This window comes from Bradyrhizobium ivorense (assembly GCF_900696085.1).
Taxonomy (GTDB): Bacteria; Pseudomonadota; Alphaproteobacteria; order Rhizobiales; family Xanthobacteraceae; genus Bradyrhizobium; species Bradyrhizobium ivorense.
The window spans coordinates 706,637-719,364 of the sequence record NZ_CAADFC020000004.1 but is presented as its reverse complement, the minus strand read 5'-3'; the positions used below and the strand labels follow the sequence as shown (position 1 = coordinate 719,364).

General features: G+C 65.2%; 12 protein-coding genes. 6 read left to right on the top strand and 6 right to left on the bottom strand.

Annotated elements, in window-relative coordinates:
- Positions 1–5: 5 nt before the first annotated feature.
- Positions 6–1,118 carry a zinc metalloprotease gene (locus CI41S_RS04130; RefSeq protein WP_210242622.1) on the bottom strand — a complete coding sequence of 371 codons (1,113 nt, stop codon included), beginning with the start codon at positions 1,116–1,118 and terminating at the stop codon, positions 6–8.
- A 201-nt stretch (positions 1,119–1,319) separates the two neighbouring features.
- On the bottom strand, positions 1,320–1,835 hold the full coding sequence (locus CI41S_RS04125; protein ID WP_139857545.1) for a YcgN family cysteine cluster protein: 516 nt from the start codon (positions 1,833–1,835) through the stop codon (positions 1,320–1,322).
- Between the two features lie 274 nt (positions 1,836–2,109).
- Between CI41S_RS04125 and CI41S_RS04120 the strand changes: the two genes are divergently transcribed.
- The 3 genes from CI41S_RS04120 to CI41S_RS04110 are packed head-to-tail and all read left to right on the top strand — an operon-like array spanning position 2,110 to position 5,619.
- Positions 2,110–4,419: a transglycosylase domain-containing protein gene (locus CI41S_RS04120; protein ID WP_139857544.1), complete on the top strand. Its 2,310-nt coding sequence runs from the start codon at positions 2,110–2,112 to the stop codon at positions 4,417–4,419.
- Between the two features lies 1 nt (position 4,420).
- On the top strand, positions 4,421–4,999 hold the full coding sequence (locus CI41S_RS04115) for a DUF1214 domain-containing protein (RefSeq protein WP_139857543.1): 579 nt from the start codon (positions 4,421–4,423) through the stop codon (positions 4,997–4,999).
- Entirely contained in the window at positions 4,996–5,619 is a 624-nt protein-coding gene (locus tag CI41S_RS04110) for a DUF1254 domain-containing protein (protein ID WP_139857542.1), read from the top strand. The genes CI41S_RS04115 and CI41S_RS04110 overlap by 4 nt, the downstream gene beginning before the upstream one ends.
- Here the strand turns inward: CI41S_RS04110 and CI41S_RS04105 are convergent.
- Positions 5,616–6,458, bottom strand: a complete 843-nt coding sequence (locus CI41S_RS04105; protein WP_139857541.1) for an MBL fold metallo-hydrolase — start codon at positions 6,456–6,458, stop codon at positions 5,616–5,618. The two genes, CI41S_RS04110 and CI41S_RS04105, sit on opposite strands and share 4 nt — an antisense overlap.
- 92 nt (positions 6,459–6,550) lie before the next feature.
- Here CI41S_RS04105 and CI41S_RS04100 point away from each other — a divergent pair, with 92 nt between their 5' ends.
- On the top strand, positions 6,551–7,411 hold the full coding sequence (locus CI41S_RS04100) for a LysR family transcriptional regulator (RefSeq protein ID WP_139857540.1): 861 nt from the start codon (positions 6,551–6,553) through the stop codon (positions 7,409–7,411).
- Here CI41S_RS04100 and CI41S_RS04095 read toward each other — a convergent pair.
- Positions 7,408–8,154 (bottom strand): hypothetical protein, encoded by a 747-nt coding sequence (locus CI41S_RS04095; RefSeq protein WP_139857539.1) that lies wholly within the window; start codon positions 8,152–8,154, stop codon positions 7,408–7,410. The two genes, CI41S_RS04100 and CI41S_RS04095, sit on opposite strands and share 4 nt — an antisense overlap.
- 18 nt (positions 8,155–8,172) lie before the next feature.
- Positions 8,173–8,367, bottom strand: a complete 195-nt coding sequence (locus CI41S_RS04090) for a hypothetical protein (protein ID WP_139857538.1) — start codon at positions 8,365–8,367, stop codon at positions 8,173–8,175.
- A gap of 294 nt (positions 8,368–8,661) precedes the next feature.
- Between CI41S_RS04090 and CI41S_RS04085 the strand changes: the two genes are divergently transcribed.
- A complete protein-coding gene (locus tag CI41S_RS04085) occupies positions 8,662–9,594 on the top strand; it encodes a DUF2336 domain-containing protein (RefSeq protein ID WP_139857537.1) in 933 nt (310 codons plus the stop codon).
- Positions 9,595–9,661: 67 nt separating this feature from the next.
- On the opposite strand, the gene CI41S_RS04080 is transcribed toward CI41S_RS04085, so the two are convergent.
- Positions 9,662–10,741 carry a helix-turn-helix transcriptional regulator gene (locus tag CI41S_RS04080; RefSeq protein ID WP_139857536.1) on the bottom strand — a complete coding sequence of 360 codons (1,080 nt, stop codon included), beginning with the start codon at positions 10,739–10,741 and terminating at the stop codon, positions 9,662–9,664.
- Between the two features lie 315 nt (positions 10,742–11,056).
- Between CI41S_RS04080 and CI41S_RS04075 the strand changes: the two genes are divergently transcribed.
- Positions 11,057–12,724 (top strand): adenylate/guanylate cyclase domain-containing protein, encoded by a 1,668-nt coding sequence (locus CI41S_RS04075; protein ID WP_172627898.1) that lies wholly within the window; start codon positions 11,057–11,059, stop codon positions 12,722–12,724.
- Positions 12,725–12,728: the final 4 nt, after the last annotated feature.

Below are 12,728 nucleotides of genomic sequence, written 5' to 3'. Positions count from 1 at the left end.
ATCCGTCAGGAATACATCAGCGCGGTTTCACCGGTCGGTCCCGGATGCACGAGGCGCAACCGCGCAATGTAGCTGCGTCCCTCGAACAGCCGGTGCGTGATCTTGGCGTTGCGCTCCTCGCCGCTGTCGTCGTCGCCGGTGAGATAGCGCGATGTCCCGTCGACGTCCTCGAACAGCACCAGCGTCGTGTCGGAAGCGCCCTTGGTCTCGACGGTGTATTTTCGTGTCGCCGTGGGCTTGATCGCGTAGTCCATCTGCTGGCCCGCGGCCAGGGTGGCCACCGCCGGCTGGAACGGCGCCAGCGTTGCCAGCGTCGGCTGCAGCGGCGGATACCATTTCTGCACCCATGTCTTGTCGCCGGCGGAGAGCGTGGCCGGCGGCGTGATGCCGTCGGTCTCATATCTCTTCGGTTCGGCGATCAGGCCGGCCTCGAACTCGTACTCCATGATCGAATCGGGATCCCAGGTCGACCCCTGGACCTGCTGCGGCGTCAGCTTCTCCAGGATGTTGTGGAAGATGGTCTGGCGATCCCAGCTGTTGGGTGGCGCGCTCAGCGATTGGTAGACGGCGTCCTCGTGCCACTTGATGCCGGCAAACGGATTCTGATGCTCGTGCTCCATGCCCATCACGTGTCCGATCTCGTGCAGCGCAGTGCCGGCTCCGTAGTGCGAGGTCAGATCCCAGCCATAGACCGTGGTCGGCTCGTTCGCGGGCACGTCCAGCACGTCGCGTCCGACCGACGATGCGGACGAGCCATCCGCCGTCGAGTAGCCGATCCGCACCTCGGCTTCGCTGAGCTGACTGACCTCCTTGAAATCGAGGCCGATGCCGATCGCCTTCCACTTCTTGAACGCCTCGCGCACCGCGTCCGCCTGGGTCGTGGGGACCGCGAAATGGCCTGCGGTGTAGAAGCAATAGTGCAGCACCGTTCCGTTCACCCATTTGGTCCTGGTCCCGATGATGGCGCGCGCCCGGTTGGGATCGCCCATCACGATCGGGCTGAGCGGCGGCGGGACCCGGGGTGCGTTCCGGCAGAACGGACGGGCCTGAGCTTTGACGATCGGGCTTTTGATGACCGCGGACTTCTTCGCATAGTTGCGGGTTCGGGATCGCGCCATGGCTGGCTCCATGAATATGCGCCCGACGGCGGAATCGATGTGCCCGACGGCGGGGCGCGAATGAACAATACGAGTTCGGAAAAATTGCACCCCAGGATAGCATATATATCAGAATGCAAGTGTGAACGCCGCCACACTCCGCTCCGCAGGAGCAGCGCGCGGATCTTGCGGTCAGGTCTTGTTGTGTCTGATCTTGGGACGTTACGTCTTGGGACGCTTCTTCAGCCGCGCCCGCTTCGGCAGCAGGCCCGGCCAGCGCACGATGTGATCCTCGAGGTCGGCGTCGTTGACGTCGAGCTCGGTGCCCTCCACCCGGCCGCGCACCGAGACGCCGGCCTCATGGACGGTGTTGGGATCGCCGGAGATCAGGGGATGCCACCAATAGAGGTCCCGCCCCTCGGCCACCAGCCGGTAGCCGCAACTCGGCGGCAACCAGTTCAGGGTGCGCACGTTTTCGGGCGTCAGGCGGACGCAATCCGGAACCTTGTCGGAACGGTTCGGGTAGTCCTTGCAGGTGCACAGGCCGGCGTCGAGCAGCTTGCAGGAGATGTGGGTGAAATAGATCTTGCCGGTGTCCTCGTCCTCGAGCTTCTCCAGGCAGCAGCGTGCGCAGCCGTCACACAGGCTCTCCCATTCGGCGTTGGACATCTCTTCCAACGTCTTGGTTTTCCAGAAGAATCCCGTCTGGTCCGATGGGTGCTTGGGCGGTGCGGTCATGATTCCCTGTTAAGGTCGATGCGGTTCTTCTTGGGGTGCCGGCCGCGGCCGCGCAAGGGGGTGGTTTTGCGGGGCCGCAAAAGGCGGTGGGCAGCGTTAGGGGTTTCATTAAATTCGCCAGCCGCGCCATTGGTTTATGACGGCCGCTCGGATAGAACAACGAACAAGCCCCCAACGACGCAAAAGCGCCTTGGGTTTGCCGCAACATCGAAGCATGACGCGCGTTTGAGTGCCTCGCCGGGCGCTCGGAACGCTCAACCGATCAAGGGCTCTGGTGCCTAGGTTCCTGCCAAACGACTGGATAAGGCGGTTCAACAATCTCCGCCTCGATCTGGATGCACGGTTCGACTCGGCGCTGTTCCAGTCGGCGCGCGGCCTGCGCGAGCTCTACGAGCGCTACTCCACCTTCATGGACCGCTTCTATATCGGCCGCTGGAAGCGTTGGGTGTTCATCGAGCCGCTGTCGGAGGCCGCGACCCTCGGCCTCGGCGGCATGATCCTGCTGCTGACGCTGGCGATCCCCGCTTTCCGCGAGACCGCCGACGAGGACTGGCTGAAGAAATCCGACCTCGCGGTGTCCTTCCTCGACCGTTACGGCAACCCGATCGGCAGCCGCGGCATCAAGCACAACGACTCGATCCCGCTGGAAGATTTTCCCGACAACCTGATCAAGGCGACGCTCGCCACCGAAGACCGCCGCTTCTACGATCATTTCGGCATCGACATTCCGGGCCTGGCGCGCGCGCTGGTCACCAACGCGCAGGCCGGCGGCGTCCGCCAGGGCGGTTCGTCGATCACCCAGCAGCTTGCGAAAAATCTGTTCCTGAACAATGAGCGCACCATCGAGCGCAAGGTGAAGGAAGCCTTCCTTGCGATCTGGCTGGAGACCCGCCTCACCAAGAACGAGATCCTGAAGCTCTATCTCGACCGCGCCTATATGGGCGGCGGCACCTTCGGCGTCGACGGCGCGGCGCATTTCTATTTCAACAAGTCGGTGCGCGACGTGAACCTCGCCGAGGCCGCGATGCTCGCCGGCCTGTTCAAGGCGCCGACCAAATACGCCCCGCACATCAACCTGCCGGCGGCGCGCGCCCGCGCCAACGTCGTGCTCGACAACCTCGTCGATGCCGGCTTCATGACCGAGGGCCAGGTGTTCGGTGCCCGCCGCAATCCGGCGGTGGCGGTCGACCGGCGCGACGAGAACTCGCCGAACTACTATCTCGACTACGCCTTCGACGAGATGCGCAAGCTGGTCGACACCTTCCCGAGATCCTACACCGAGCGCGTGTTCGTGGTGCGCACCGCGATCGACATGAACGTGCAGAAGGCGGCCGAGGAAGCCATCGAGAACCAGCTCCGGCAGTTCGGGCGGGATTATCACGCCACCCAGGCGGCGACCGTGGTGTCCGATCTCGACGGCGGCATCCGCGCCATGGTCGGCGGCCGCGACTACGGTGCGAGCCAGTTCAACCGCGCCACCGACGCCTATCGTCAGCCGGGTTCGTCGTTCAAGCCCTATGTCTATACGACGGCGCTGTTGAATGGCTACACGCCGAACTCGAAGATCGTCGACGGCCCGGTCTGCATCGGCAACTGGTGCCCGCAGAACTATGGCCACTCCTATTCCGGATCGGTGACGCTGACGCAGGCGATCACCCGCTCGATCAACGTGGTGCCGGTCAAGCTTTCGATCGAGCTCGGCAAGAACATCGGCGGCCCGAAGGCCGGCCGCGCCAAGATCATCGAGGTGGCGCGCCGCTTCGGCATCAAGGCGCCGCTGCCCGACACGCCGTCGCTGCCGATCGGCTCGGACGAAGTCACGGTCATCGAGCACGCGGTCGCGTACGCGACCTTCCCGAATCGCGGCAAGGCAGTGACGCCGCATTCGGTGCTGGAAGTGCGCACCGGCGCCGGCGACCTGGTGTGGCGCTGGGACCGCGACGGGCCGAAGCCGCGTCAAGCGATTCCGCCGAATATCGCCGCCGACATGGCGGGCATGATGAGCCACGTGGTCAGCGAAGGCACCGCGCGCCGCGCTGCGCTCGACGGCATCCCGACCGCAGGCAAGACCGGCACCACCAACGCCTACCGCGACGCCTGGTTCGTCGGCTACACCGGCAACTTCACCTGCGCGGTCTGGTACGGCAATGACGACTATTCGCCGACCAACCGCATGACCGGCGGCTCGCTGCCGGCGCAGACCTGGCACGACATCATGGTCGCCGCGCATCAGGGCGTCGAGGTGCGCGAGCTGGTCGGCGTCGGCATGGGCCAGAAGCTGCCGCAGCAGCCGGCGCAGGCCAATGCCCAGGCCAATGCCGCGCCGAAGATTCTGGAGACCAAGCCGGGTCCGCCGCCGGTGTTGACCAAGCGCGGCGCCGATGTCCTGGTGCGGGTTGAGAAGCTGCTCGACGACGCCGCCAGGACCGCCGACAAGGCCAGTGGCAAGACCACGCTGAACGACCTCAAGGCCGGCAAGGCCGAATCGTCGAGCGCGCTGGCGTTCCCTGAAAACTACATCGCCGCAGCCGGGCCGGACGGCGCCACCGGCACCACCACGGCGACCGTGCCACGCAAGAACTGACGTGCGGCTGATCCTCACCACCCTGCTGGCGCTCGTGATCGCCGCCGCCGTCGGGCTCGGCCTGACCTATGCGACGGCGACGCGCGGCACCGATCTCGGCACGCTGAAGATCGGCGCCTGGACCGCGCGGCCGAAGAACGGCACCTCGGACGTCGATCCCTATTCGCGCGCCACCATCGCCCGCAGCGGCGAGCTGCCGGTCGGCACCGGCGACGGCATCGCCTTCACCACCACCACCGACGACAAGAACAAGCCGCTCGACGGCCGCTGCGACGTCGTGGTCAGCGGCGTCACCCCGGCGGCGCGGTTCTGGACGCTGACGCTGTTCGACCGCAAGGGCCACCTCGTCGCCAACTCGCTGCAGCGCTACGGCTTCACCAGCCAGGAGATCATCCGCGCCTCCGACGGCACCTTCGAGATCCACATCGCCTCGCGCTCGCGCGCCGGCAACTGGCTGCCGACCGGCGGCATCGAGCGCTATGCGCTGATGCTGCGGCTGTACGACACCCCGGTCGGGGTTGCGACCCGCACCCAGCGCGACGCGCCGATGCCGGCCGTTGCTACGACGGGGTGCCCATGATCCGCATCGTGTTCACCATTCTGGCGGGCGTGCTGCTTGGCGGCGTGGTGCATCTCGTCAGCGTGCTGGCGCTGCCGCGGATCGCCTCGCAGGACGCCTATTCGCGGCTGACGCCGATGACCAAGCTCAACGAGGTGACGCAGCTGCCGCTGGCTGATCCGAGCAACTCGCCGATGCCGCTGATGGACCCGGCATTCGCGGTGGCGATCTGCCGCTACGATCTGTCGGGCGGACCGCTCAAGCTCACCGTGCCGGTGAGCCAGGCTTATACCTCGGTGTCGTTCTACACCCGCAACGAGGTCGCCTATTACGCCATCAACGATCGCTCCGCCGGCAAGAAGGTGATCGAGCTCGATCTGATGACGGAGGCCCAGCACAACGACATCCCCGAAGACGAGGAAGTCACGGCCGCCGACCGCCTGATCATCGACTCGCCGACGACGACGGGACTGATCCTGTTGAAGGCGCTGGCGCCCGAGCCCGGCCTGATGCCGCAGGCGCGGGCCTCGCTGGCGGCCTCGACGTGCAAGCCGCAGACCGAGCCGGTGGCGGCCAAGCAGGAGGCGCCGCCGCCCCCGCCCGCTCCGGCCCCGCCGCCGCCCGCGCCGCGCAAGCGCTAGGCCGCCGCAGCCGCGTGCCGGCCGCGGCGGCAGGTCTCGTAGTCGACGGGATCGTGGCTGTTGACGATGGTGACGGTCGCGCCATGCGCCGCCTTCAACTGGCGCAGCCGCTCCTGGTTCTGGATGCGCGTCGCGCGATCCATGTCGGCCCGGCGCTGGAACATGCCGAGCACCAGCGGCATCCGCGGCCTGGCATCGAGCTGCGCGTGATGGAAATAGGCATCGCCGGCGTGCAGCAGCCACCCGCCATTGTGGCGCACCGCGATGCCGCAATGCCCGAGCGTGTGGCCCGGCAGCGGGATCATCAAAATATCCGGCTCGCGGTCGCCGAGCGCGCGCACGCCCGCAAAGCCGAACCAGTCCTCGCCGCCCTCGCCGTAGAACGCCCAGTCCGGCCCGTGCTGCCACTGCGCCGAGATGTAGCGCCCCGCCGGCGGCGCCACCTGACGCGTCACCGCCATCTCGTACTCGCGGCGATGGACATGCACCTTCGCGTTCGGAAAGTCCGGCACCCCGCCGGCATGGTCGCGATCGAGATGCGTCAGCAACACGTGACGCACGTCGCTCGGGGAGAAGCCGAGCGCCTGCACCTGGCGGACCGCGGTCTCGGCCGGGTCGAGCCGCGGCGTGGTCTGCCGCACCCATTTGCGCCCGAGCCGCGGCGGGTCGGCGATATCGTCGAGACCGATCCCGGTATCGACCAGCACCAGGCCGTCATTGCTCTCGACCAGCAGGCAATGACAGACCATCCGCGCCCGCTGGAAGATGCTGCCGCTACCGTTCACGAGCCGCTTTCCGATCGGGCACATCGTGCCAGTGTTGAGATGATGAATGCGCATGACAGGCCCTCCGCTGAACTCGGGTGCAGGCTTGCCAGCGGCAACGCCATAGGTAAAATATTGTCTTCCTATCCATTCAATAGGTCTGGACTATGGAAATCCGCGAGCTGCGCTACTTCGCTGCGGTCTACCGCGAGCGCAACCTGACCGCCGCGGCGCGGCGCTGCTTCATCTCGCAGCCGTCGATCTCGGCGGCGATCACCAATCTCGAGGCGGAGCTCGGCACCACGCTGTTCATCCGGCACAAGAAGGGCATGGCGCCGACCGAGTCGGCCGCGCAATTCCACAGCATTGCCCGCAGGATCATCGACGAGGCCGACGCGGCGAAGAACCTGTTTCGCAAACCGGTGACGCGGAAGGCGCTGACGCTCGGATTGTTGCGGACGCTCGACCAGGCGCGGACCATCGCCTTGCTGAAACCGCTGACCGGCAACACCGACCTCGCGCTGCGGCTGGTCGGCGCCGGCGAGAAGGCCGATGCCCGGATCGTCGCAAGGACGATGATCGGCGCAAGCGAGCACTTCATTCCGCTGTGGAGCGAGCGCTACGTCGCGGCGCTGCCGCCGTCGCATCCGCTCACCTTGAAGGAGACGCTGCGGACCACCGACTTCGCCGGCGTTCCGATGATCGACCGCTGCCATTGCGAGCAGCAGGATTTCTTCAAGCGCACCGCGCCGCCGCGCAAGCCGGTGGCGATTGCTGAATCGGAGGAATGGGCGATGGCGCTGGTTGCAGCCGGGGTCGGCGTCGCGATCGTTCCCGAGGGCGTGGCGCGCGGCAATCCCGACGTTGCGGTGCGCGCGATCGAGATCGATGTGAGGCGCGAGATCGGCCTCGCCTATCCCTCGGCCAAGCCGCCGTCGGATGCACTGAAGGAATTCATTGCCAGCCTGCCGCGACGGCAGGCGAAGCGAAGCGCGCGAGCGGCAGGAAGGCAAGCAAAACGGGTCTAGCCCTTCGACACCGCCACCGCCGCCTGGCACGCGGCCGGCGGCGTGGTGCCGGCGAGCCGGGCAAGCTCGTTGATCTGGCGTTCGGCGTCGGCAGCCATGCCGTCCGGCGCCTGGATCACCAGCCGCTCCAGCGCCCAGCGATAGGACGAGATCCGCCGCTCCAGGCTCACCTGCACCCATTGCACGATCAGCGCGTTCTCTTCCATCCGCGCCACCGCATCCGCCCGCTCGCGCGGCGACACGTCGGCAATCGCCTTGAGGCTGGCGCTGCGCTTGCAGTCGAGCGCGATCACCTGCGCCGCCGTCGCGAAGAACGGCTCGAACCGCGTGATGTCGTCGCGGACGTGGTCGATCAGCAGCGAATAGCGCGAGGCGAACGAGCGATGCGGCTCGTCGATCAGATTGCGGCCGTAGGCGGTGCGGTCGAACACCACGTTCTGCCGCCACGGCGCCGGCAGCTTCTGATAGTCGCCGAACACGCTCTTCCATGCCGGGCGCGACAGCGGCGACTCGATGAACTGGTAGGCCAGATCACGCAGCTGCCGTTCATGCTCGGTGAGCTGGAATTGCGAGGCCCTCATGCCGACGCTGCCGTTCGCTTCGGCGCCGAGCCAGCGATGCATGTCGTCGTTGCGGAAGTCGGCGCGGGTGCGGCCGAAATCGCCGCCGCTGCAGCCGCCGAGCGCTGCGCCCGCCAGCAGCAGGACCAGCGCCGGGATGATCGGCCGCGCACGCTCCGGCATTGCTCGATGTCCTAAAGGTCAGGAGCGACGGCGCCGGCGGCGGCCCGGTGCGGTCCCCTGCTCCGGTCCGCGATCGCCGCCGGTCTCCTCGACGGTTCGCTCGATCCGCACCACGGGGAGGATCAGCACGGTGCCGACACGTTCGCCTGCGGCGTCCGTCACGCTTGGCCGCCGCGTCGCCGCATCCGCCGGAAATTCGACGATGGTGCCCATGTTCCGCTCTCTCTGGCCCCGCACGGGCATGATTTGCCCCGCGCTCGCCGAGTTAAGAACGGGCATGGTTAACGACATCTTAAGCCGGCACTACGGACGGTTACGGATGTGGCGCTGTGCCCAATTCGACACGCGCAATTCGAGCGTTCGGCTTCACGACCTGTTTTCCTTAACTGCCCCTTAAAACAGCCCGCTTAGGCTCGCCTCGACAAGGATGTCCAGAACTCGAAGCTTTACCCAGTCGCGTACGCCTGAATGAGCGCAGCTCCACTATTTCCGGGTTTCGATGGGCTGATGACGCTGTCCCGTCGCGAGGGCGTCGACATCCGCCCGACCCTGCTGCGCGTCCTGACCGACCTCTATGTGCAGGCAAGTGCCCACTCCGCGGACGAGGAGCGGCAATTCGTCGAGCTGACCTCGCGGTTGATCGACGAGGTCGATGACGCGACGCGCGCCGCAGTGCGCGCACGGCTCGCGGTCTATCCGGCGACACCGGCCATCATCCTGGACAAGCTCGGGCTGCGGCGCGCCGATGCCGCGCAGCCAGCGACGGCGGCCGCGCCGATTCCGATGCCCGCGGCGGCCGCGCAATCGGCCAGGGCTCCGACCGATGTCGAGTTGCGGATGGCGGCGAGCCTGTCGATGCGGCCGAACGATGCCGCCGAAATCTCCGACATGTTCTTTGCCGCCAGCACCAGCGAGCGTGCGCAGATCCTGCACAATCTGCAGGATACGCCGCTGAAGGCCGCGGCGCGGATTCCCGCCGCCCGCGCCGCGCGCGCGATCCATATTCTGGAGATGGCCGCTTTCGCCGAGGACATCGACAATTTCGCGCTCGAGCTCGGCGAAGCCTTGATCCTGCCGTCGCGGATCGCGGCGCAGGTGGTGAACGATCGCGGCGGCGAGCCGCTCGCCTGCGCGATGCGCGCGCTCGACGTATCGGGCGCCGCGTTCCAGCGCATCCTGATGTTCCTCAACCCGGAGGCCGGCTCGTCGGTCAACTATGTCTACCGGCTGTCGCGGCTCTACGATCGCCTGAGCGAACGCTCGGCCCTGGTGATGCTCGCGGCCTGGCGCGGCTCGACCATGGCGGTCGCGCGCGCCAAGTATCGCTCGTCGCTCTATGACGATGAGCGTCATCGCCTGCGCGCAGCATCGTCGCAGACGCGCTCCGCGGTGCAGCCCGGCAGCGCGCCGGGAATTCGCAGCCAGAAATCGGGAAGCTAAAGCGCGGTTGATCCGCACGCTCGCCTATGGTTTGAGCTCTTTTCCTCTTACCAGGCTTGCAACTCCATCATGCTTTCGAGCGGCACCCCAGCGCAACGCGTACCAGGTCCGACTGCGAGCGCACGTTCATCTTTGCGAAGACGGCCCTCAGATGCGTCTTGACGGTGTTGAGGCTGATCGAACTGTTCGTAGCAATCTGCTGCAAGGTTCGGCCGGCCGTAATCTGGTCGGCGATCGCGGCCTCACTGCATGTCAACCCGAATTCCATTCTAAGCTTCGCAATGAGGTCTTGAAGGCCGGCGTCCGACCGCTGGAGAGTAACAAGCAGTGCGCCGGAGCCAATCAGGCCATGATCTCCCGCCAATGGAGATATCGACAGTTCGTATTCGCCCACGCGGACAGATCTGACGCCGGAGGAGAACTCGCCTGCTCTTGACGGATTGCGGATCAGACCTGCTACCGCGCTCCTCGCTTGCATGTTGTTGAACTTCAACCGACCTCCGTGGACCTTGGCGATGCTATCGCACGCCAGAACACGATCGGCCGCCGCGTTCATATGGATGATGCGCCCGTCCCGTTCGATCACGATGATGCCGATATGCAGTTGATCCAGCGCCGCGGTCGCCAGCGCAGCCGTGCGCGATGTCTGCAATCGATCGAAATAGAGCTGGGCGGAGTGAGAAAGGCTTGGAAACAGCCGGCTCAAGCGGCGCACGTCTTGTTCCGAATAGGGACCGTTCTTCGCGCTCCTGTGAATGCGCAGCATTGATACCGCATGGCCGCAATCGGCAAGCTTGATGCCCATGACGTACCGGGCCCCCAGCGGTCGCAGGAAATCGTTATAAATCTCCGTGTTGACAAAGGCTTCGCCATAATAGGCCTGGGTGAGCATGACCTCGCCCATCCCGGACCAGATGAGCGCCTCCCTGCAGGTGTCAACCCTGTGGAAATATCGAGCGTATTGCTCGTTTGCTTCTGCGGGAAATCGGCCGGCACGAGCGGAAAACAAGACACGACCTAGCGCGCGGTCCCAAACCGTAAAGTGCGATTCGATGCCGCCGAAAGAATCGGCCATTCCGGCGAGAGCGTTTGGCCAGCTCTCCGCGCCGGTGATCGCTTCCAGAAACCGATGGGCAAGCGGTTTCATTGCTCACCTTCGACTAGCGAGGTGAGCCTACAGGTAGCCCCTCCCAATGACAAGTTGCCTCACCCGAACGGATGAGGCGGCGGGAAAATCCAGGCGCAGACTTCGCTCCGGCGGACTGGTCGGATTCAAGCGCCGCGTATCTCCCTGCGCCGCACCCGGTCCGCCAGCGAATGTCCGACCGCCGGGAATCTTTCAGGAGGATGTGCCTGCGGCGCGCGTTCGGCATGAGACGGCGCTGATCCGGCGCTCATGCTGAACTGCCACTGTCGGGCCTGCCGGCGTGCGGCGGCAGTGCCTATCTGGAGGAAGAGCAGAATGGAGCGTCGTCTCACCGCGGTGCTAGCCGCTGACGTGGTCGGATACAGCCGTTTGATGGGTGCGAACGAGCTGAGAACGTTCGAAAGGCTTAAGCAGCTGCGTGAACAGCTCGTCGCTCCAACCGTTGCAAATTGCGACGGCCGCGTGGTCAAGCTGACCGGTGACGGATTTCTGGCCGAATTCGCGAGCGCGGCGCAGGCAGTTCGTTGTGCCATCGAGCTGCAAGGGGAGATGGCGAGACTGGAGGCAGCAACTCCCGAGAAAGAGCGTATCGTGCTGCGCATCGGAATTAATTTGGGCGATGTCATTCTCGAAGACGGCGACATCTATGGTGACGGGGTCAATGTTGCGGCGCGGCTTGAAGGCATGGCCGAACCAGGTGGAGTGCTGATCTCCCACTCGATCAGGGAAAATGCGGCGCCATCTGTCCAAACGACCTTCTTCGACAATGGCGAGCGCAAATTCAAGAACATCGAGCGTCCGATAAGGGTCTGGTCGTGGCCGAAGCGGCTGACCAGTTTGCGCGCAGAGGGCAAGCCGCAACTGTTCCTGGCCTCGTTTGAAGGACGCGGCGAGGTCGAGCAGCGGTTCGCGAACGACCTTGGTCACGAACTCAGGTCCTGTTTGGCACGGCTGACCGGACTTGAACTAACAGCCAATCGCGCCAGGGCTCACTACGTGCTTGAAGGCGCAGTTCACGTCGGCGACGGACGCCATCGGATCTTCGCGCGGCTGCTATCGTCCGAAGAAGAAAAGCAGATCTGGTCGGAGCGCTACGACGAGCGGTGCGACAGCTTGTTCGATGTTCTCGATCGCTGCGCGCCACGGGTGGCTATGAGCGTGCGGCGGCGGGTGGCGGCGGCTGACGCCCAGAGGCTTGCCGGTCGTCCCTTGGACGAGCTGTCGGTGGAAGAGCTTCTGGCGCTCGCCGGCATCAGTTTTTTCACTCCGACGAAAGAGGGTTGGCGCGGCGGCGGGGTGATCTCGGAACAAATCCTTGAGCTCCAGCCAAAGAACTTCATGGCATTGATGATGGCCGGTTCGGGTCTTGGAACGGCAGAATTCCTCTATGGTTTCGGCAGGCCAGAGGATACGGTCCTTAACATCGCCATTCGCAGAGTTGAGGAAGCCGTACGATTGAATAACAAGAGCGACGTGGTCCACACCGCGCATTCCCTGCTGCTACTGTTCGGACGACGACGGCATGCGGATGCGAAAGCCGCGGCTCTGCGCTCGCTCGAGCTCAATCCTGATTTCAATATGGCCATGTGGGCGCTGGGCGCGACCCAGGTATTTTCCGGCGATTTTGACGCCGGCGCCGAAAGCGCGATGCGGGCAGTCGGCATCGAATCCCGCGATCCTTATGTTCATCTTTACAGTCGGTTTGCGGGCTACGGCCATCTCGACGCGGGCCGCTTCGATGAAGCGCGTGCTTGGTTTCAGCGGGCCAACCAATTGGCACCAGCTGTGGGGCCAAACCTTGCCGCGCTGGCGGTCGCGTGCTGGCGGGAGGGCGATCATCCGAGCGCCAGGCACGCAATCGCGGCTCTTCTGGAGGAGGAACCGGATTTCTCGGTGAGCCGATGCAACCCACTTCCCTATCGCACTCCAGAGGCCTGGCTGGAATTTGCCAAGGCGTTACGCGCGGCGGGCGCTCCGGATTGAAATT